General features: G+C 41.9%; 18 protein-coding genes and 1 other annotated feature. Of the genes, 15 read left to right on the top strand and 3 right to left on the bottom strand.

The genetic code is table 11. The annotated features are described in order from the left end of the window. The first annotated feature begins 42 nt into the window (after positions 1–42). From IGI41_RS12565 to IGI41_RS12530, 8 genes are all read left to right on the top strand, one after another. On the top strand, positions 43–1,215 hold the full coding sequence (locus tag IGI41_RS12565; RefSeq protein ID WP_430610113.1) for a M20 metallopeptidase family protein: 1,173 nt from the start codon (positions 43–45) through the stop codon (positions 1,213–1,215). Next, positions 1,212–2,513, top strand: a complete 1,302-nt coding sequence (gene lysA / locus IGI41_RS12560; protein ID WP_430610112.1) for a diaminopimelate decarboxylase — start codon at positions 1,212–1,214, stop codon at positions 2,511–2,513. The genes IGI41_RS12565 and lysA overlap by 4 nt, the downstream gene beginning before the upstream one ends. A gap of 45 nt (positions 2,514–2,558) precedes the next feature. Continuing rightward, positions 2,559–3,386, top strand: coding sequence for a diaminopimelate epimerase (gene dapF / locus IGI41_RS12555; protein ID WP_430610111.1), 828 nt, complete (start codon positions 2,559–2,561; stop codon positions 3,384–3,386). A 91-nt stretch (positions 3,387–3,477) separates the two neighbouring features. Next, positions 3,478–3,712 (top strand) — a binding site (T-box leader). A 50-nt stretch (positions 3,713–3,762) separates the two neighbouring features. Continuing rightward, the gene (locus IGI41_RS12550; protein WP_430610110.1) at positions 3,763–4,617 is read left to right on the top strand and encodes a MetQ/NlpA family ABC transporter substrate-binding protein; all 855 of its coding nucleotides are present in this window, start codon (positions 3,763–3,765) and stop codon (positions 4,615–4,617) included. A 12-nt stretch (positions 4,618–4,629) separates the two neighbouring features. After that, on the top strand, positions 4,630–5,655 hold the full coding sequence (locus IGI41_RS12545; RefSeq protein ID WP_430610109.1) for a methionine ABC transporter ATP-binding protein: 1,026 nt from the start codon (positions 4,630–4,632) through the stop codon (positions 5,653–5,655). Further along, the gene (locus tag IGI41_RS12540; RefSeq protein ID WP_430610108.1) at positions 5,648–6,307 is read left to right on the top strand and encodes a methionine ABC transporter permease; all 660 of its coding nucleotides are present in this window, start codon (positions 5,648–5,650) and stop codon (positions 6,305–6,307) included. The genes IGI41_RS12545 and IGI41_RS12540 overlap by 8 nt, the downstream gene beginning before the upstream one ends. Positions 6,308–6,523: 216 nt before the next feature. Then, positions 6,524–6,850: a zinc ribbon domain-containing protein YjdM gene (locus IGI41_RS12535; protein ID WP_430610107.1), complete on the top strand. Its 327-nt coding sequence runs from the start codon at positions 6,524–6,526 to the stop codon at positions 6,848–6,850. An 85-nt stretch (positions 6,851–6,935) separates the two neighbouring features. After that, positions 6,936–7,652 (top strand): zinc metallopeptidase, encoded by a 717-nt coding sequence (locus IGI41_RS12530; protein WP_430610106.1) that lies wholly within the window; start codon positions 6,936–6,938, stop codon positions 7,650–7,652. A 58-nt stretch (positions 7,653–7,710) separates the two neighbouring features. Here IGI41_RS12530 and IGI41_RS12525 read toward each other — a convergent pair whose 3' ends face one another. Both IGI41_RS12525 and IGI41_RS12520 read right to left on the bottom strand, forming a co-directional pair. After that, on the bottom strand, positions 7,711–8,400 hold the full coding sequence (locus IGI41_RS12525) for a hypothetical protein (protein WP_430610105.1): 690 nt from the start codon (positions 8,398–8,400) through the stop codon (positions 7,711–7,713). Next, a complete protein-coding gene (locus tag IGI41_RS12520) occupies positions 8,397–8,873 on the bottom strand; it encodes an RNA polymerase sigma factor (RefSeq protein WP_430610104.1) in 477 nt (158 codons plus the stop codon). Before IGI41_RS12520 ends, IGI41_RS12525 begins: the two co-directional genes overlap by 4 nt. 720 nt (positions 8,874–9,593) lie before the next feature. Between IGI41_RS12520 and IGI41_RS12515 the strand changes: the two genes are divergently transcribed. Continuing rightward, entirely contained in the window at positions 9,594–11,201 is a 1,608-nt protein-coding gene (locus IGI41_RS12515; protein ID WP_430610103.1) for a CTP synthase, read from the top strand. A gap of 84 nt (positions 11,202–11,285) precedes the next feature. Here the strand turns inward: IGI41_RS12515 and IGI41_RS12510 are convergent, their stop codons facing one another. Then, positions 11,286–11,750 carry a YehR family lipoprotein gene (locus tag IGI41_RS12510; RefSeq protein ID WP_430610102.1) on the bottom strand — a complete coding sequence of 155 codons (465 nt, stop codon included), beginning with the start codon at positions 11,748–11,750 and terminating at the stop codon, positions 11,286–11,288. A 358-nt stretch (positions 11,751–12,108) separates the two neighbouring features. Here IGI41_RS12510 and IGI41_RS12505 point away from each other — a divergent pair, with 358 nt between their 5' ends. The 6 genes from IGI41_RS12505 to IGI41_RS12480 all read left to right on the top strand — a co-directional run bounded on the left by IGI41_RS12505 (position 12,109) and on the right by IGI41_RS12480 (position 19,006). Continuing rightward, the gene (locus tag IGI41_RS12505; RefSeq protein ID WP_430610101.1) at positions 12,109–12,978 is read left to right on the top strand and encodes a class II fructose-bisphosphate aldolase; all 870 of its coding nucleotides are present in this window, start codon (positions 12,109–12,111) and stop codon (positions 12,976–12,978) included. 204 nt (positions 12,979–13,182) lie between these two features. Then, positions 13,183–14,442, top strand: a complete 1,260-nt coding sequence (locus IGI41_RS12500; protein WP_430610100.1) for a UDP-N-acetylglucosamine 1-carboxyvinyltransferase — start codon at positions 13,183–13,185, stop codon at positions 14,440–14,442. A 2-nt stretch (positions 14,443–14,444) separates the two neighbouring features. Beyond that, entirely contained in the window at positions 14,445–15,740 is a 1,296-nt protein-coding gene (gene rho / locus IGI41_RS12495) for a transcription termination factor Rho (protein ID WP_430610099.1), read from the top strand. Between the two features lie 100 nt (positions 15,741–15,840). Next, entirely contained in the window at positions 15,841–16,104 is a 264-nt protein-coding gene (locus tag IGI41_RS12490) for a type B 50S ribosomal protein L31 (protein ID WP_005233979.1), read from the top strand. A 647-nt stretch (positions 16,105–16,751) separates the two neighbouring features. Continuing rightward, positions 16,752–17,447 carry a class I SAM-dependent methyltransferase gene (locus tag IGI41_RS12485; protein WP_430610098.1) on the top strand — a complete coding sequence of 232 codons (696 nt, stop codon included), beginning with the start codon at positions 16,752–16,754 and terminating at the stop codon, positions 17,445–17,447. Further along, positions 17,444–19,006 carry an ABC transporter substrate-binding protein gene (locus tag IGI41_RS12480; RefSeq protein ID WP_430610097.1) on the top strand — a complete coding sequence of 521 codons (1,563 nt, stop codon included), beginning with the start codon at positions 17,444–17,446 and terminating at the stop codon, positions 19,004–19,006. Before IGI41_RS12485 ends, IGI41_RS12480 begins: the two co-directional genes overlap by 4 nt. The last annotated feature ends 1 nt before the right edge of the window (position 19,007 follow it).

Raw genomic sequence — 19,007 nt, 5'->3', positions numbered from 1 at the left:
TTTACGAATATTTTTAAGCGAATGAAAGAAAGGTGTTTTTAGATGCAAGTCTCTCAAGCTGTCAAAGATTTAACTGAAGATGTGATTCACTTTCGCCGTGCATTACATCAAATCCCTGAACTAGGATTGACCGAATTCAAGACAAAAGAATACTTGCTGCGTCAATTGCAATCCTTTGGGATCAATGAGATCTATCCTGTGTTAGAAACAGGCCTGATCGTTGTCTTTCGCAGTGACATACCTGGTAAAACATTGGCTTTTCGGACCGATATCGATGGATTGCCGATCCAAGAAGAAACGGGCATTGATTTTGCCTCGCGCTATGAAGGCCGGATGCACGCATGCGGCCATGATGGACATATGGCGACGATGTTAGGATTTGCCAAATACTTAGCGACGCACCCAGAAGCGATCCAAGGTACGATCGTCCTGATTTTTCAACCAGCAGAAGAAGGACCAGGCGGTGCACAATTGTTGATCGATGCAGGGGTACTGCGAGATTTTGGTGTCGAAAAAATCGTCGGGTTACATGTCTTCCCCGATTTCCCAGAAGGGGTGATTGCTTGTCGTAAAGGCCCAATGATGGCCCGCAATGGTGAAATCAATATCACGATCCATGGGACTAGCGCGCACGGGGCCCAGCCGCAACAGGGCAGTGATGCGATTTTGGCAGCAGCGGCAGTGATTCAAGGGTTGCATTCAGTAATTGCCCGTAACATCAGTCCGTTGTCTTCTGGTGTGATCACTTTCGGTAAAATCCATGGCGGAGATGCTGAAAATATCATTCCAGGAAAAGTTGTGCTAAATGGCACGATGCGGGCATTTGAGGATGACGTTTATGAAACAATGACGCAGCGGATCACTTTATTGGCAGAAGAAATTGCAAAAGGGTACGGCTGTCGGGCAGAAGTAGACTTTGAACATCTCTATCGTGTGGTCGATAATGATCCGCAGATGGTGGATGTTTTGGCTGAGGTCGCGGGGGATAGTTATCTTGAAACGCCGCCGTATATGTTGGCTGAAGACTTTTCTATGTATCAAAAAGAAATCCCTGGTGTCTTTTTCTTTGTCGGTATCAGGAATGAAGACAAAGGATATACCTATCCATTACACAGCAATAAAATGAATTTTGATGAAAAAAATCTCTTGCAAGGGATTGAATGTTACATTCGATTGATCCCGGCGCTGAATGAAACAAAAGGAGTTGCAGAATGACGAAAGAAATCAAAGAAAACCATTTATACATCGATGGTGTCGATACGGTGTCGCTTGTCCAAACATTTGGGACCCCGTTGTATGTCTATTCCGTTTCTGAGATTCGGGCAGAATGCCGTAAAATCCATGATGAATTTTTGCATCGATATAAACATACGCGGGCAGCTTATGCAGCCAAAGCATTTTGTACAACTGCCATGTTGCAGATTATTGCTGACGAAGGCCTGTCATTGGATGTGGTCAGTGGTGGGGAATTATATACTGCCATCCAAGCAGATTTTCCAGCAGAACATATCGAATTCAATGGTAATAACAAATCGATCGAAGAATTGACTGCAGCAATCGACTATGGCGTCGGCCGTATCATTGTGGACGGTATCCAAGAAATAGGTCTGATTCGGGCAATCTGCCAAGAGAAAAAGCAAGTGGCCAAGATTATGTTGCGAATCACACCAGAAGTGTCGGTCCAGACCCATCAGTTTATTTCTACCGGGCAAAAAGACTCGAAATTTGGTATTCCCTTGGATGAAGAGATTTTGTTTCCATTAGTAGCAGAAGTGATCGAAGCACCAGAACTAGATTTTTATGGCTTGCATTTTCATGTGGGCAGTCAACTCTCAGATAACCAATCTCACTTAGGGGCCACAGATGCAGCGTTGAACTTAGTCAAACAAATCCATGAACGCTTTTCTTATTGGATCAAAGAACTGAATGTCGGTGGTGGTTTTGGTGTCCGCTATACGGATAAAGATATCCGGCAACCCTATCATTTCTTCCTTGATCCAGTGATGCAAAAAATCGATGATTTCTATCAACAATATGGGCAGGAACGGCCAACGATCGTTATTGAACCTGGGCGCAGTATCGTGGCTGAGGCAGGGATCAGTTTGCACACGATCGGCAGTATCAAAACGCTGCCGGGCATTCGAACATATGCCAGCATAGATGGCGGCATGACGGACAATATTCGTCCGGGTTTATATCAGGCCACCTATACAGGGATTTTGGCCAATCGTGCCAATGAAGCAGCGACGGAGACAATCACGATCTCTGGTAAAGCGTGTGAGAGTACGGATATTTTAGTGAAAGACTTGGCGCTGCCGCCAGTTGCAACTGGCGATATTTTTGCGACATTTGCGACGGGCGCTTATGGGTATTCAATGGCTAGCAATTATAACAATTTGCAGATTCCTGCTGTTGTGTTTGTGGAAGATGGACAAGCGGAATTGGCGGTAAAACGCCAAACCTATCAGCAAATGATCCAAAATGAAGTGATTCCTTCGTTTTTAAAAAAATGACCATTTGATTTTATTGACGAGATAAAAAAGAAAGCAGGTGATTGTATGAAGATTCCTTATACCAAAATGCAAGGGGCAGCCAATGATTTTATTGTGATCGATAATCGTCAATTAAAACTGACCCATGAACAGCTATCGGCATTCGCGATCCAAACCTGTCAGCGTAAATTCTCGATTGGTGCGGACGCAGTTATGGCTGTGGATTATCCAGAAGGTCACGCCGATTTTCGCATGCGTTTTTATAATGCTGATGGCACGGAGGCAGAAATGTGCGGCAATGGTGCCCGTTGTATTGCACGCTATGCGTATGAAAAGCAAATTGCGGGTGAAGCAATGACCATTGAAACTGTTGCAGGGAATGTTCCTGCTTGGCGTTTAGATCAGAAAGAGTACAAAGTGACATTAAACTCGCCAACTGTGACGCGCTTTGACCAAGCGTTCCCTGATCCGAGAGTCACAACCATTGATTATGTTGAATTAGGTGATCCGGGTATCCCGCATGCAGTGGTTCATTATCCCGGACTAGCCGATGTGGCATTAAGTGAATTGACAGACATAGCAAAAGCGATCCGCCATTGGGACGCTTTTCCTAAAGGCGCCAATGTCAACTTCTACGATGAAGCGCCAATGGGAGGGTTGGTGGTCAGAACCTTTGAACGCGGGGTGGAAGACTTCACGTTTGCTTGCGGCACAGGTTCTGGAGCGACTGCCTTTGCGGTGGCACGACATCAAGGGAAAGCAGCAGCGCAAGTCCAGCTGCATGTCCTAGGCGGCACATTAACAGTAGCCGTTGACCACGAAAATCTTGAATTGATTGGCGATGCCATCATGGTGTCAGAAGGCTTGATTTTAGATGAGAATTTGCATCTATAAACTTAGTGAAATATCTTGTAAACAGATGAGATTTTCATGAAAAAAAGATTGACAATCAAATCCCCGTATCGTATAGTTAAGCACAATTAAACGACACGCGATGATAAGAAAAGTAAATCAGTTGTGCTTGCTTCAGAGAGCTCGAAATGGTGAGAACGAGCGCAAGCAGGTGATTGAAGATGGTCTTTGAGCGTTTGTACGTGAGCATGCATCCTACTTGCAAGCGTGCAACGGGATGCCCGTTACAGCAAATCAGTGAACTGATAAGGTTGATTTAGGTCAACGAATAAAGGTGGTACCACGAACTTGGTTGTTTCGTCCTTTCTCTATATTTTAGAGAGAGGACTTTTTTTATTTAAAAAAGGGGGAATAAAGAATGAAAGGGTTAAAAAAATTATCAGTTGGTTTGGCGGCAACCGCCGTCTTGTTCACTTTGGCAGCTTGTGGCAATAGCAGCAGCTCTAGTGAAACAGGAACATCAAGCAGTACTGCAGCGTTAGAAGAAAAAGTGGTTGGTGTCGCACCGGGACCATATGGTGATATGGTGACTGATGTGATTTCACCTTTATTGGCAGATAAAGGGTATACATTAACGACCAAAGTCTTCAATGATTATATCCAACCCAATAATGCGTTAGCTAACGGACAAATCGATGCCAATCTATTTCAACATACAGCATATTTAGACAAATTTTCAGCAGACAATGAGTTAGATTTGACCGCGTTGCAAAAAGTACCGACATTAGGAATGGGCATCTATTCAAATAAACAAACGCAATTGGATGACTTAGCGGATGGTGCTACGGTGTCAATCGCAAATGATGCGTCAAACTTGGCCCGGACATTACAATTATTGGCTGCCAATGACTTGATTACGATTGCTGATGAAATCGATGAAACAAAAGCAACCGTGGCAGATATCAAAGACAATCCTAAGCAATTGACCTTTAAAGAGTTGGATGCTGCCCAATTGGCCCGCTCACTGGACACAGTTGATGTGGCATTGGTGCCGGGGAATTTTGCCTGGGCCGCTTCATTAGATCCAGCGGATGCTTTGGCACTGGAGTCATTGAAAGAAGACTATAAGAATGTTTTTGTTGTCCGAACGGAAGATAAGGATAGCGATTTTGCACAAGCGGTCACTGAAGTGTTGGAGAGTCAAGGATTCAAAGATGCGATTGCTGATTCAGCATTCAAAGACTTTAGCCAACCAGACTTTTGGACTGAGTAAGAAGGATCAATTATGGCAAAAATAGAAGTAAAACAAGTATCTGTGACATTCACTCAGAAGAAACAAATAAAAAAAGCCGTAGACCACGTTGATTTTTCCGTTCAGGCAGGTGAAATATTTGGTATTGTTGGGTTGAGCGGTGCGGGGAAAAGTACCCTTGTTCGAACATTGAATTTGTTACAAGCACCTTCAAGCGGACAGATTTTGATCGATGGACAAGATATCACCAAAATCCGCGGCCAAGCATTGCGCACATTACGCCAAAAAATCGGGATGATTTTTCAGCACTTTAATTTGATCAACAATCGGACGATCAAGGACAATCTAGCCTTTGCGCTAAAAGCTGGCAATTACCCGAAAGAAAAACGGGAAGCCCGAATCCAAGAGCTATTGGCAATGGTTGATCTAACGGATAAATGCCATGAGTATCCCAACAATTTATCTGGTGGCGAGAAGCAGCGGATCGGGATTGCCCGTGCGATTGCCAATGAGCCGGAAATCTTGCTTTGCGATGAGGCTACCAGTGCGCTGGATGTGGAAACAACCGAAGAAATCTTGCAATTATTGACGCGGATCAAAGAGCAGACGGGGATTACGATTGTTTTTATTACCCATGAATTGGATGTTGCCCGCAAGTTCTTTGATCGCGTAGCAGTGATGGAGAATGGGCATATCGTAGAAGAACAAACAACTTATGGGTTGTTCAGCCAACCGCAACAAGCGATTACCAAGAAACTTGTGGGTCGTTATTTAGATCTGACAGTGCCGGATGAAATTCTTGCCTTGTTTACACAAGGTGATTTATTAGAATTAAGATATCAAGGCACGTATACGTTAGAGCCGTTGATTTCAACGGTGGCTAAGGCCTATGATGTGGCGGTAAATATCATCCATGGCAAAATCGAATACATTCAACAAGATGTTATCGGGATTTTGTATGTTTATCTCACTGGACCTGAAGAAGAAGTCCGCAAAGCACGAGAATATATCGCCGCAAATGTCTTCTCTCTTAGAAAGGTAGGTGCCCTAAATGACTGAAACGATCGAGATTTTGAAAACCAATCTGCCTAAAGCACTCTGGGAAACATGTTTCATGGTTGGTACTTCAGCCATCATTGGCGTCATTTTTGGCTTGCTGATTGGCTTACTGCTTTTCTTGGTCAGCAGCAGACTGTTTTACAAAAATAGTCTGCTGCATCATATAGCAGACTTTGTAGTGAATGCGATTCGTTCATTGCCCTTCTTGATTCTCTTGATTACATTGATTCCGGTATCCGCGTTGTTGATTGGTGACCCTTATACACCGACTGGCGGTGCGATTGCTTTATCGATTGCAGCAATTCCTTTTTATGCCCGGATTGCGGAATCAGCTTTCGCCGAAATCGACTACGGCGTTTTAGAAGCAAGTATTGCTTCTGGGGCTTCTACCGGATTGATTATCCGCGAAGTGATTTTGCCAGAAAGTTTGCCCGCGCTGATCCGCGGTTTTGTCTTGACCTTGATCAGTCTTTTAGGTTATTCAGCTATGGTCGGCACGATCGGTGCTGGTGGGATTGGCGATTTGGCCATTCAATATGGATATTATCGTTATGAAACAGCCATTTTGATTTTTGTGATCATCTTATTGATCATCATTGTGCAAATCATCCAGTGGATCGGCGATGCTTGTGCCAATCATTTTTCGAAGTAAGTGAGTCGTTCGTCGACTAGCACATATAAGACCTAGCTGAATCAGCTATAGCGTCGCAACATCCACTCTAGCCAGCCACTTTGATGTGATTGGTTGGAGTGGATGTTTTTTTATCATAATGTGTCTTTAGATTTGTAGTTGCGCCGGTTGCAGATTTTGGGTATGCTGAAGTGGAGTTGTTTGACAACCATCATTATTGAACAAAGGAGCAACAACATGACACAAATGCCTCATTGTCCCATTTGCCAATCAAGCTATACCTATGAAGACCGCGGGTTATATGTCTGCCCAGAATGCGGCCATGAATGGGAAGAACAAGTAGAAGAAGCACCTGTATACAAAGATGCCAATGGCAATCTGTTAGCTGATGGTGATACGGTGACAGTCATCAAAGATTTGAAAGTGAAAGGCGCCTCTGGTGCAATCAAGCAAGGAACCAAAGTAAAGAACATCAAACTAGTAGAAGGCGATCACAATATTGATTGCAAAATCGACGGTTTTGGTGCGATGAAACTAAAATCTGAATTTGTAAAAAAAGGTTAAATACAAAATTTTCGTTTCATCTTCATCATTTTTTCACGACTTTAATGGTAAAATAAGGTCAAAGATTTAAAGGAGGAATACACTTATGTATGGTATGGGTGGATATGGTTTTGGTTGGTTCTATGACCCTACATTTATTTTAGTGATCATCGGTATGGTTATTTCGATGGCCGCTTCAGCGTATGTCAAAAGTACCTTTAACAAATTTGACAAAGTCAAAAGTCGCAATAATATCACTGGAACGAAAGCCGCACAATACATTTTGGAGAGTCAAGGCATCCATAATGTTGGTGTCCAGGCAATCGCTGGCGATTTGACGGATAATTATAATTCCGGGAACAAAACATTGAGTTTATCGCAAGCTACAGCACAATCGACATCAGTCGCGGCAATTGGTGTAGCGGCCCATGAATGCGGGCATGCGGTTCAAGATGCGAAAGGTTATTTCCCATTGCGCTTGCGCCACGCAATCGTACCGATCGCCAATATTGGGACATCGATCTCGATTCCCTTGATTTTGATTGGCGTCTTGTTGCGGGGCTCGTTTCTTGTCAATTTGGGATTGATTGCATTCTCATTGGCGTTTATTTTTCAATTGGTGACACTGCCAGTTGAATTTGATGCCTCGAAACGTGCGCTTCGGATTTTGGCAGACGGCGGTTTATTGACTGAAGAAGAAGTACCGCAAGCACGAAGGGTTCTTTTTGCAGCTGCTTTGACGTATGTTGCTGCGGCAGTTGCAACTTTGTTGCAGCTCTTGCGTTTGATTATCTTGTTTGGGAATAATAATCGTCGGAACTAATCTATCGGTGAAAAGTCAAAAGGTATCTGCAGATTCATTTTTCTGCAGATACCTTTTTTTAGGCAACGATCATATAGATATAGAAAACACGTTCCAATGTCTTGAGATTTTCTTGCGCCATATTATGTTTCAAGTCAGCATAGATTTTCAAATCGTCGCCACTAGCCAAATAAAGTAAAGGGATTTCTTTCTTCTTTTGGATCTCTACTTGGTTATTTTCGATGCTGAGTACACCGCCAAAGGGTAGTGGGGATTCTTCGTCTGTTGTCGGATAATCATATTGGGTCAAATCGGTGATTGTACTTGACATAGCGCCATTAGAAAATAGTTCTGCATATAACTTGCCTTCACCTTTGGGAATGCCAAAATTAAAGTAGCCATTCATTTCGTTGTCTTTCGTGTATTCCATAGATGCTGCCAAATCGTGACCGACTCTCTCTCCAAAATGGTAAGTGTCAATGTACACTGTCAATGAGGTCGCCTTCGTATTGAAGGTAAGATGGGAGCCATAATCAAATAATAAACTACCAAGTCCAGTATCGTTTTCGGATTGAACCAAATGATTATCTGGCACACCAGCGACTTTGTTTCCTTGAAAAGGACCGTAATTATAGTAACGCAGATACAAGGTAAGTGGCGCACCCACGAAGAGAACCAACATCAGTAAAATAGTGAAAATATGTTTTCGATTGTTCTTGCGTCGGGCTTTTTTTACGATAGCTTCCAATTGTTTGTCTTCAATCGTCATTTCTCTGCCTCCTCCAGCATTTTTTTTAGTTGTTTTCGTCCGCGATAAAGAGACGTCTTGATACTGTCTTCAGGGCGATTCAGTAAAAAACTGATTTCTTTGATGCTGCGTCCTTCAATATATTTCATAGCTAAAAGAGTAGCTGTGGGCAAGGGCAGTTGCAGCAAGGCGTCATAGAGGGCATCATCTGTTTCTTGCCAGGTCGCTTCTTTTGTTGGTTGGAGATATTGCTTAACGATCCGATTACGGCGCTTCGTCTGATTATACAGATTGAAGTAATGATTGATCCCTACGCGAAACAACCAGGGACGAAGTTCATCAGCGGCTAAGACTGTATCGATCTCGAGTATTTTGACAAGGGCTTCTTGTGCGATGTCTTCAGCATCTTGGACATTCGCACCAATCGATTGCAGATAGTGAACCAGGTCTTTGGTCAATGTAAAAAGATAGTGTTGATAACTGTCTATCTGCATGCTGATATTCTCCTCCTCATCTATACAACAAATGACCGGCACGAAAAGTGAACAAAAAAATAATATAATAATATGAGATAGTTCTTAAGGCTATTTTCTCAGATCAGAGAAGTCATGACAATCAAAGAATTGAAGCTGGAGGAAGAACCTGCAACAAATAAGACACAAAAAAACAAGATACAAAATGTGTATCTTGTTCAACGTGAGGATTAGCGTAGAAGGCAGGAATCGAACCTGCACCTCAACCTTTGCCAAAAATACCCAGAAGCAATCTTATGATCATTTTTAGCAAAATGAGTAAAGCGCCAGACTTCATCTACAAGACCAATTATGACAGGCAGAATGCAATAAAGTAGGAGAGAAAAGTGATCTTCTTTAGAATAGTTGTGGCGAATTCGTGAAGAGTATGTAAGGAAATCTAAATTGTCTCAAGTGGAAGCAAACAACAATGATCGAACCAACAGCCAAACAGCGTACCAAAACAGCGCATCATTAGTAGTGTATGTTATTTTAAATGAAATCCATACGGTTTTCTGAAAAAATCCGATAAAGTTTTCTTGACATTTGTTAGGTGAGATTGTATCATTCTGTTTGGGCACTCTTTACAAGAGTCAGAAAGTGATTTAGAATTTTCGCTCCCTATTCATTCGATGGATAGGGAGCTTTTACTATTTTCTAAGTGCTTTTCCTGTAAAATAGATTAAAGGAGTTTTTCAGTTTATGACAAAATATATTTTTGTAACCGGCGGCGTGGTTTCTTCAATTGGTAAAGGTATCGTAGCAGCGTCATTAGGCCGTTTGCTAAAAAATCGCGGATTGAAAGTAACGATCCAAAAGTTCGATCCTTATATCAATGTTGATCCAGGAACAATGAGTCCATATCAACATGGGGAAGTATTTGTAACAGATGACGGCGCAGAAACAGACTTGGACCTTGGTCACTACGAACGGTTCATTGATATCAACTTGAACAAATACTCGAACGTAACAACTGGAAAAATCTATTCAGAAGTTTTGCGGAAAGAGCGTAAAGGGGAATATCTAGGGGCGACTGTCCAAGTCATTCCACATATCACCAACGAAATCAAAGAAAAAATCATGCGGGCTGCCAAAATGACCGACTCTGATGTCATCATCACGGAAGTTGGCGGTACTGTGGGCGATATCGAATCATTGCCTTTCTTAGAAGCATTGCGTCAAATGAAAGCTGATGTAGGTTCGGATAATGTCATGTATATCCATACGACTTTGATTCCTTATCTAAAAGCAGCAGGGGAAATGAAAACCAAACCAACGCAACATAGTGTCAAAGAATTGCGTGGTTTAGGGATCCAACCAAATATCCTAGTTGTCCGTACAGAACAACCAGTTGCGCAATCAACCAAAAATAAATTGGCGCAATTCTGTGATGTGGCACCGGAAGCTGTGATCGAATCTCGCGATGTTGAAACATTGTATTCGATCCCGTTAGCTTTACAAGCCCAAGGAATGGATCAAATCGTCTGTGACCATTTGAAATTGACGGCACCAGCTGCAGACATGACAGAATGGCAAGCATTGGAAGAAAAAGTATTAAACTTGAAGAAAAAAGTTCGTATTGCACTTGTTGGGAAATATGTCGAGTTGCCTGATGCTTATTTATCTGTCGTTGAAGCATTGAAACATTCTGGATTTGCTTTTGATGCAGATATTGAATTAGATTGGATCAAAGCCCAAGATATCACACATGAGAACGTGGCTGAGTACTTGGCTGATGCGGACGGCATTTTGGTTCCAGGCGGCTTTGGCGATCGCGGAATCGAAGGAAAAATCGAAGCCATCCGTTATGCCCGTGAAAATGATGTGCCATTCTTAGGTATTTGTTTAGGGATGCAAATGGCGTGTGTTGAATTCGCCCGTAATGTCGTTGGTCTAGAAAATGCCAACTCTGCTGAAACGGATCCTGAAACACCGAATAACATTATCGATTTGATGGCTGATCAAGAAAACATTGAAAACATGGGTGGCACATTACGTCTAGGATTGTATCCATGTAAAATCAAAAAAGGCACCAAAACTGCTGCTGCTTATAACGATGAAGAAGTGGTACAAGAACGCCATCGTCACCGCTATGAGTTCAATAATCAATACCGTGAAATTTTTGAAGCACAAGGTATGGTCTTTTCTGGTGTCTCACCAGACAATCGTTTGGTTGAAATCGTTGAGATCCCAGAGAATAAATTCTTTGTGGGATGTCAATTCCACCCAGAATTGATTTCACGTCCAACCCGTCCACAACGTTTGATCAAAGCATTCGTTGGTGCATCATTAGATAACCGTCAAGCATAACAAAAAAACGCTAGTCACCGCTCTTCTTTGGTTAAAAAAGAGCGTGACGTAGCGTTTTTTTCTATAGTGTTTCGCAGGCTATACTTATTCTTCTTTTAGTTCGTAGCCTTGATCCAGTAACATTTCTTCAGTTCGTTCCATGCTGATGCCGTTGTCTGTATCGCCTTCAAAGTTCACACCAGGCAACTGTTTGGCGGAGTCATAATCTAGTTCATCGTAATTGATGGTCAAAGATTCGATGGCTTCGCTGTCACTGTATTCAAGAGAGTAATCCAATCCTTGCACTTGTTGGTATTGCTTCGCGACGGGATCTAATAATTCTTGGGCTTCTTCTTTCGTGGCAACGCCGATGGCTTCATACGGCATCACATTGTTCGCTGTTTGACGAATGACTTTGTCCCCATCATAATGAAACACCAATTCCATCGCAACGCCATTTTGGGCCAATGTGAATGTCTTCGTGTCTTCTTGCGTACTAGCCCCAGTTCCGCAACTTGCCAAAAATAATACACCAACCAACGTAAAAAAACCAAATAATGCTTTTTTCATTTAATCCCTCCTTTTTTAATAGGATAGTATAGCGACTTTCGTAAGGCTATTGATATGCTCAAAAGGCCGGACAATATGAATTATGATAAATCGGCGAAAAAAATTGTGAATTTTTTCGCGAATTTTCACATGTGAATGGTTATGCTAATTGGAAGGTAAAAGGAAAGAATTGCTTGTAAAACGCTAAGTTTTCTGAAAAACTCTTGAAAATAGATGTATTTTGACTTTGTGCAGACTTTTTTTGAAAAGATAAATTCTTCTTTTTAGTAGCAAATACCGCAAATATTTGCTAAAATAGCAGTGTCGGTTAAGCATTGCTTAACAAATAAAGTTTTTTAAAACTTAGGAGGAATTTTTTATGCCAGTAGTATCAGGAGCTGAATTCTTAAAAGCTGCTCGTCAAGGCGGATATGCAGTCGGCGGATTCAACACAAATAACTTAGAATGGACACAAGCGATTTTAAAAGCCGCTGAAGCAAAGAAAGCACCAGTTTTGATCCAAACTTCAATGGGCGCTGCTAAATACATGGGCGGTTACAAAGTTGCTAAAGATATCATTACTAACTTAGTTGACTCAATGAACATTACTGTTCCAGTTGCAATCCACTTAGACCATGGTGACTACGATGCAGCAATGGAATGTATTGAAGTTGGTTATACTTCAGTTATGTTCGATGGCTCTCACTTGCCATTTGATGAAAACTTGAAATTGGCTAAAGAAGTTGTAGAAAAAGCACACGCAAAAGGCATTTCTGTTGAGTGTGAAGTTGGTTCAATCGGCGGAGAAGAAGATGGTATCATCGGTTCTGGCGAATTGGCTGACATCGAAGAATGTAAACAAATGGTTGCAACTGGTATTGATTACTTAGCATGCGGTATTGGTAACATTCACGGTCAATATCCAGCAAACTGGAAAGGCCTTGCTTTTGATCACTTACAAGCTATCGCTGATGCTGTAGGTTCTGATGTACCTCTAGTATTACATGGTGGTTCTGGTATTCCTCAAGAACAAATCCAAAAAGCAATCGCTATGGGTGTATCTAAAGTCAATGTAAATACTGAATTCCAATTGTCATTTGCTAAAGCAACTCGTGAATACATCGAAGCTGGCAAAGATAAAGAAGGCAAAGGATTCGACCCTCGTAAATTATTGGCACCAGGTGTTGCTGCAATCGTTAAAGATGCAGAAGAACACATCGACTGGTTCGGTTCAGCTGGTAAAGCTTAATTCGAATGATGATCAAAAGCCGTTAGAAAGCACGCTTTCTAACGGCTTTTTTGATGTTTTTCAATAATATGTACAGGCATACTCGTTTGAGTAGATTTTATAGGACAGCGTTGTACGACATACTAGTCCTTTTTTCTTTTTGATTTTTATGCTAAACTTAATCTGATACACATAAATTTAAATAAAGAGTATAGGTGGATATACATGAAGAAAATTGTCATTGAAGGCAATCGCCCCTTAAAAGGGGAAGTCACCATCAGCGGGGCAAAAAATAGTGCTGTTGCGTTGATTCCTGCTGCAATTCTTGCAGATTCTCCCGTCGTCTTAGAAGGAGTGCCAGATATTCAAGATGTGCACTCATTAATTGAAATCCTCGAAATCATGGGTGTCAAAACCCACTTTGAACACAATACCCTCGAAATTGACCCAACCAACATTGTTTCGATTCCCATGCCAAGTGGCAAAATCAACAGTTTGCGCGCCTCGTATTATTTCATGGGTGCGTTATTAGGCAAATTTGGTGAAGGTGTTGTTGGATTACCTGGAGGCTGTTTTTTGGGTCCTCGTCCTATTGATTTGCATATCAAAGGGTTTGAAGCTTTAGGCGCTACAGTGACCAATGAACATGGCGCGATGTATTTACGTACAGATGAAGCCGGTCTTGCTGGGGAACGAATCTTTTTGGATATGGTCTCGATTGGCGCAACGATCAATGTGATGCTTGCAGCAGTTAAAGCCAAAGGAAAAACCATCATCGAAAATGCTGCCCGTGAGCCTGAGATCATCGATGTGGCTACGCTATTGAACAATATGGGAGCCAAAATCAGAGGCGCCGGTACCAATGAGATTCGTATCGAAGGTGTTGAAGAATTGCATGGCTGCCGTCATTTTATCATTCCTGATCGCATCGAAGCAGGGACTTACCTGTCATTGGCAGCGGCTGTGGGTGAAGGGATCGTTGTCAAAAATGTGATCTATGAGCATCTAGAAAGTTATATCGCCAAATTAGAAGAAATCGGTGTCCGCATGGATATCAGTGAGGATGAAATCTATGTTCATCCGTCGCAAGACTTGAAACCAGCAGTAGTCAAAACCTATCCATATCCAGGTTTTGCTACAGACTTGCAGCAACCGATCACACCATTGCTGTTGAAGGCGCAAGGGACTTCAGAAATTTTGGATACGATCTATGCAAAACGGGTCAATCATATTCCAGAATTGGCACGAATGGGCGCCCAAGCTACAACAGAAGGCAACATGATTTTTGTGAGCGGACCAAGTCAATTACATGGGGCAGAAGTGGTGGCATCAGATTTACGTGCCGGTGCTTGTTTAGTGATTGCTGGATTGATGGCGCAAGGAACGACTACCGTTTTCAATGTAGAATACATTTTGCGTGGTTATGACCATATTATCGAAAAATTGACTGCATTGGGTGCTGATATCCAAATGATAGAGGAGTAACTATGAGCGATTACTTAACAATGGCAGAGCTAGAAAACAAAACACTGAAAGAAATCTATACTTTTGCCAAACAATTCCGTATTCCGTATTACAGCCAAATGAACAAAAAAGAATTGTCTTTGGCAGTTATTCGTGCACAAGCTGAAAAGCAAGGCTTCTTTTATATGGAAGGGGTCTTGGATATTGTAGGCCAAGAAGGCTATGGTTTTTTGCGACCAATCAATTATGGGCCAAGTGCAGAAGATATTTATATTTCGTCCTCTCAGATTCGCCGTTTCAGTTTGCGTAATGGAGATAAAGTTGCCGGTAAAGCTCGACCACCGAAAGAGTCAGAACGTTATTATGGATTGATGCATGTGGAATCCGTCAATGGCAAAGATCCAGAAGAAGCCAAAGAACGCCCGCATTTCCCGGCATTGACGCCGCTTTATCCAAATCGTCATTTAAAATTAGAAACCACAGCCGGCCGTCTATCAACGCGGATGATCGACATGTTTTCGCCTGTTGGTTTTGGGCAGCGTGGGCTGATCGTGGCGCCGCCAAAAGCTGGGAAGACCAGTATTTTGAAAGAAATTGCCAATGGCATCACAGACAATTATCCAGAGGTTGAATTGATCGTCTTATTGATCGATGAACGACCAGAAGAAGTCACTGACTTAGAGCGCAGTGTCAAAGGCGATGTCGTATCTTCAACCTTTGATTTGCAGCCAAGCAACCATACCCGGGTTGCAGAGCTTGTCTTGGAGCGGGCGATGCGATTGGTAGAAGACAAGCGAGATGTGGTGATTTTGATGGACAGTATCACCCGTCTAGCAAGAGCCTATAACTTAGTGGTACCACCAAGCGGACGTACATTAAGCGGCGGGATCGATCCAGCTGCTTTATATAAACCAAAAAAATTCTTTGGTGCAGCCCGCAATATTGAAGAAGGCGGCAGCTTGACGATTTTAGCAACAGCCTTAGTCGATACTGGCAGCCGCATGGATGATGTTATTTATGAAGAGTTCAAAGGAACAGGGAATATGGAATTGCAGCTGTCTCGCAGTTTAGCAGAACGCCGTATTTTCCCAGCTATCGATATCAGAAAATCAGGCACCCGCAAAGAAGAGTTGTTGATGAGTAGTGAACAGCTAGAAGAAACATGGCGGTTACGCAACAATATGACCGGTGACTCTTTGGAATTTACGGAGCAATTCATTCAATTCTTACGCAAAACCAAGAACAACCAAGAATTTATTGCAGCATTTCATGATGTCAACTTTGGCGATAAACGACCAAAAAGAAATCTAAAAAGATAATTGCATCTGTAAAACAAACATGGTAAGATAGTCATGTTGTAAATTCGACAAAATCAACTCTGGTGAAGCAAATGAGCCAGGGCAAAGGAGAGAAGAAGAAATGAAACAAGATATCCATCCAGATTATCATCCAGTTGTATTCATGGACTCAACTACTGGTTTCAAATTCTTATCAGGTTCTACAAAGAATTCTCAAGAAACTGTTGAGTGGGAAGACGGCAACACGTATCCATTGATCCGTGTCGAAGTCACTTCTGATTCACATCCATTCTACACTGGACGTCAAAAATTCACACAAGCAGACGGACGCGTGGACCGTTTCAACAAAAAATACGGTCTCAAAGATACCAACGCTGCGGAATAATAAAAACATTGTTAAGACAACGTTTAACGACTTTCCTTTTCGAGGAAAGTCGTTTTTTTTTGTATAAAATCACCATAAAAAGCACAATCACCATTGTGAGGATCATCGCTATGCCGACTATTCGGGACAATACAAATGTGAAGGAAATGCAGATGCACACCGCGCGTAGTGTACCACCTGAAAATAATAGCCTCTCAATTATTCCCAAGGAAATGGTTGACCAACGAGTATACATGATCTAAGATCAATGACATTCTCTGGAAAGATCAAGATGGGAGAATACGTCTATACGACGACTCTTTCTTGGCAACTCAAAGCAGTCTATAACGAGTAAACATAAAGGAAAAAAGCAACAGAACAACTTGGGAAGAGATGGATTTGACTGTTGGGTGGCTCTTGGTACATTCTGTTGTTTTTGTTTTGACCAAGATTTTTGTGTTTTTTTGGTTCAACTATATTGAGCGTTGGTGGGAAATCTTAGGATATCCTTCCAACGCTATTTTTTTATCAAAGTGGATGGAAAAAGAGCTGACCAATTGTGTTCATTTAAAAAAACGATTGACATGGACTAGATCATTTGCTATTATTCATTTTCACAAAGCGTAATCATTACTATTTATATTTATCTATGATTTGGAGGATGCAACATGACAGACACATATGATCATTGGTGGTTAGAAGGAAATAATGGGGACCAAGAGATGGAGGATGACCATCAAGACGCATGGCAAAATATTATTTCTTTACTGGACCCTCAAGATATTTTGGCAAAAAGGATATTGGATTTTGGCTGTAATCAGGGAGGTTTTTTGCGGAAGTTACACGATGCATTGCCATTTACAGATGGTGTTGGCATTGATTTAGCGAAGAAAGCTGTGGAAGTAGCCAATACGCGGGTGGGAGAAAAACCGATCCGCTACATCAATACGGGCGATGCTGTATCTATTGGGCAAAAATTTGACACGGTCATCAGTACATCGGTTTTGTACTTGATTCGTGATTTGGATGAACACTTCCAAATGATCCACGACGTGCTGTCTGATGGTGGTGTATATTATGCGTCGTTTGCAGATCAGACGGATAATCCCAGTTTTGACTATATGAAAAGCGTGATCGATCAATTCGGTGCAACCAAAATGCAAGGGAAGACCCTGAATGAGGTCGTGGACAGTTTGATTGTACATGGTTTTTCTGTTGAATTGATCAAAGAGTATAATCAACCATCCTATGAAGTAACCGACTACAAAAAGTTTTACCTATCAGTAGCAGATTTCATCCAATCTTGTGAAAGCAGCTATTTGATCAAAGCGACAAAAACACCAGTGAAAGGAAACGCAAAATGAAAAAAATCTTAGGGGTATTTTTGCCAGCTATTCTGATCGGGGTATTGGCAGGTTGTGCAACAGGGAATAAAGAGGAGACGGCCGCTGATATGCAATCTGTTGGGATTGCAATCACAGGTGATGCCCATGCAGATGCATTAGATGCAACGGGGTACGATTCTGAGATGGCTATCTACAGCGCGGTCTATGAACCATTGGTCACGTTTGGCGAGAAAGGCGACTATCAGCCAGGGTTGGCAGAATCTTGGGAAATATCAGAGGATGGCAAAACCTATACGTTCCATTTGCAAGATGGAATCAAGTTTTCTGACGGCAGCGACTTTGATGCTGAAGCCGTGAAATTTACTATTGAACGGGCCAAAAATAAGAATACAACGACAACCTTGCAAACACTGCTCAATTTAGAAAAAGTGGATGTTATCGACAGTACAACGGTCACACTGCACTTCAACAAAGTGTCGAACCAAGTATTAGCAGAATTATGTGCCACGCGTCCTTTACGTATTATGAGTCCGAATGCAGTCAAGAATGGACAAGTCGACGGTACATTTCAAGAGGCCATCGGAACTGGCCCGTTTACAATTCGCACATCAACGGATGAAGAGGTGACAATGGATCCTAATCCCTATTATGATCATGAACATCCATTGCATTATCGAGTTGTTTTTAAAACAATCACCGACGGCAGTTCTCGTTCATTGGCTTTACGAAGTGGTGAAGTTGATATTGCTGGCGGGACACTGGGGCAAATCATGGATAATGATGTACAGTCATTAGCCGATTCAGATGAGTTTGCGACCTATCAATTTACGGGAACGATGTCGCACTTTTTGGCATTTAATCCGGATAACACGACTTTGACCAGTGATATTCGTAAAGGAATCGATTTAGCGATCGATAAAGAATCTTTATCGAATCATGACATCAAAGGCTTATTTCAAAGCAGCGTTCAGTATGTGACCGACACGAATCAAATATCAGTTCCATATGATGTCGATGAAGCGAAAAAAATCTTTGAAAATGCTGGATATCAAATGAATGACAATGGTTTTTATGAAAAAGATGGTCAAGTCCTCTCTTTTGATTTAGTCATTCAAACAGTAGAATTCCCAGAGTGGAAAGAACAAGCAGAAGTTATCGAAAATAATCTAAAACAAGCCGGTGTAAAGGTAACGATCAATACATTAGATAGCGAGAGCTATTACGATGTTTTATGGACATCGAAAGCATTTGATATGATTTTATATCGTACGTACACGGATGCATTGCTGCCTTATAACTTTTTAAACTCGCTATTTTACAATACCGCGGACAGCCATGGTGTATTAGCCAATGATGATCAGCTTTCAACATTGCTGGATACGTATGCCGCTGCAGCCTCCGAAGAAGAACAGCAACGTATTTTCGATACTATTTTTGCAGAAATATCGGCTGAAACATTGGCGATTCCAATTGATTATAAAGATGAAACTTTTGTCACAACAAACAAGATCAAGGAATTTGTCTTTTCTGGACTTTCTGATGCACCCATCGATTATCAACAATTAGTGGTGAAATAAA

Source organism: Enterococcus sp. DIV0876, from assembly GCF_050529585.1.
Classification (GTDB): domain Bacteria; phylum Bacillota; class Bacilli; order Lactobacillales; family Enterococcaceae; genus Enterococcus_D.
The sequence above is the reverse complement of the archived record's forward strand: the minus strand, read 5'-3'. Positions and strand labels throughout refer to the sequence as shown.

Excerpts from the sequence above, each read along its gene's own strand:
- IGI41_RS12530 (WP_430610106.1), top strand. The coding sequence starts at position 6,936 with ATGTATGGTATGGGTGGATATGGTTTTGGTTGGTTCTATGACCCTACA.
- IGI41_RS12545 (WP_430610109.1), top strand. The coding sequence starts at position 4,630 with ATGGCAAAAATAGAAGTAAAACAAGTATCTGTGACATTCACTCAGAAG.
- IGI41_RS12500 (WP_430610100.1), top strand. The coding sequence starts at position 13,183 with ATGAAGAAAATTGTCATTGAAGGCAATCGCCCCTTAAAAGGGGAAGTC.
- IGI41_RS12565 (WP_430610113.1), top strand. The coding sequence starts at position 43 with ATGCAAGTCTCTCAAGCTGTCAAAGATTTAACTGAAGATGTGATTCAC.
- IGI41_RS12490 (WP_005233979.1), top strand. The coding sequence starts at position 15,841 with ATGAAACAAGATATCCATCCAGATTATCATCCAGTTGTATTCATGGAC.
- IGI41_RS12485 (WP_430610098.1), top strand. The coding sequence starts at position 16,752 with ATGACAGACACATATGATCATTGGTGGTTAGAAGGAAATAATGGGGAC.
- IGI41_RS12535 (WP_430610107.1), top strand. The coding sequence starts at position 6,524 with ATGACACAAATGCCTCATTGTCCCATTTGCCAATCAAGCTATACCTAT.
- IGI41_RS12505 (WP_430610101.1), top strand. The coding sequence starts at position 12,109 with ATGCCAGTAGTATCAGGAGCTGAATTCTTAAAAGCTGCTCGTCAAGGC.
- rho (WP_430610099.1), top strand. The coding sequence starts at position 14,445 with ATGAGCGATTACTTAACAATGGCAGAGCTAGAAAACAAAACACTGAAA.
- IGI41_RS12540 (WP_430610108.1), top strand. The coding sequence starts at position 5,648 with ATGACTGAAACGATCGAGATTTTGAAAACCAATCTGCCTAAAGCACTC.
- IGI41_RS12510 (WP_430610102.1), bottom strand. The coding sequence starts at position 11,750 with ATGAAAAAAGCATTATTTGGTTTTTTTACGTTGGTTGGTGTATTATTT.
- lysA (WP_430610112.1), top strand. The coding sequence starts at position 1,212 with ATGACGAAAGAAATCAAAGAAAACCATTTATACATCGATGGTGTCGAT.
- IGI41_RS12525 (WP_430610105.1), bottom strand. The coding sequence starts at position 8,400 with ATGACGATTGAAGACAAACAATTGGAAGCTATCGTAAAAAAAGCCCGA.
- dapF (WP_430610111.1), top strand. The coding sequence starts at position 2,559 with ATGAAGATTCCTTATACCAAAATGCAAGGGGCAGCCAATGATTTTATT.
- IGI41_RS12550 (WP_430610110.1), top strand. The coding sequence starts at position 3,763 with ATGAAAGGGTTAAAAAAATTATCAGTTGGTTTGGCGGCAACCGCCGTC.
- IGI41_RS12515 (WP_430610103.1), top strand. The coding sequence starts at position 9,594 with ATGACAAAATATATTTTTGTAACCGGCGGCGTGGTTTCTTCAATTGGT.
- IGI41_RS12520 (WP_430610104.1), bottom strand. The coding sequence starts at position 8,873 with ATGCAGATAGACAGTTATCAACACTATCTTTTTACATTGACCAAAGAC.
- IGI41_RS12480 (WP_430610097.1), top strand. The coding sequence starts at position 17,444 with ATGAAAAAAATCTTAGGGGTATTTTTGCCAGCTATTCTGATCGGGGTA.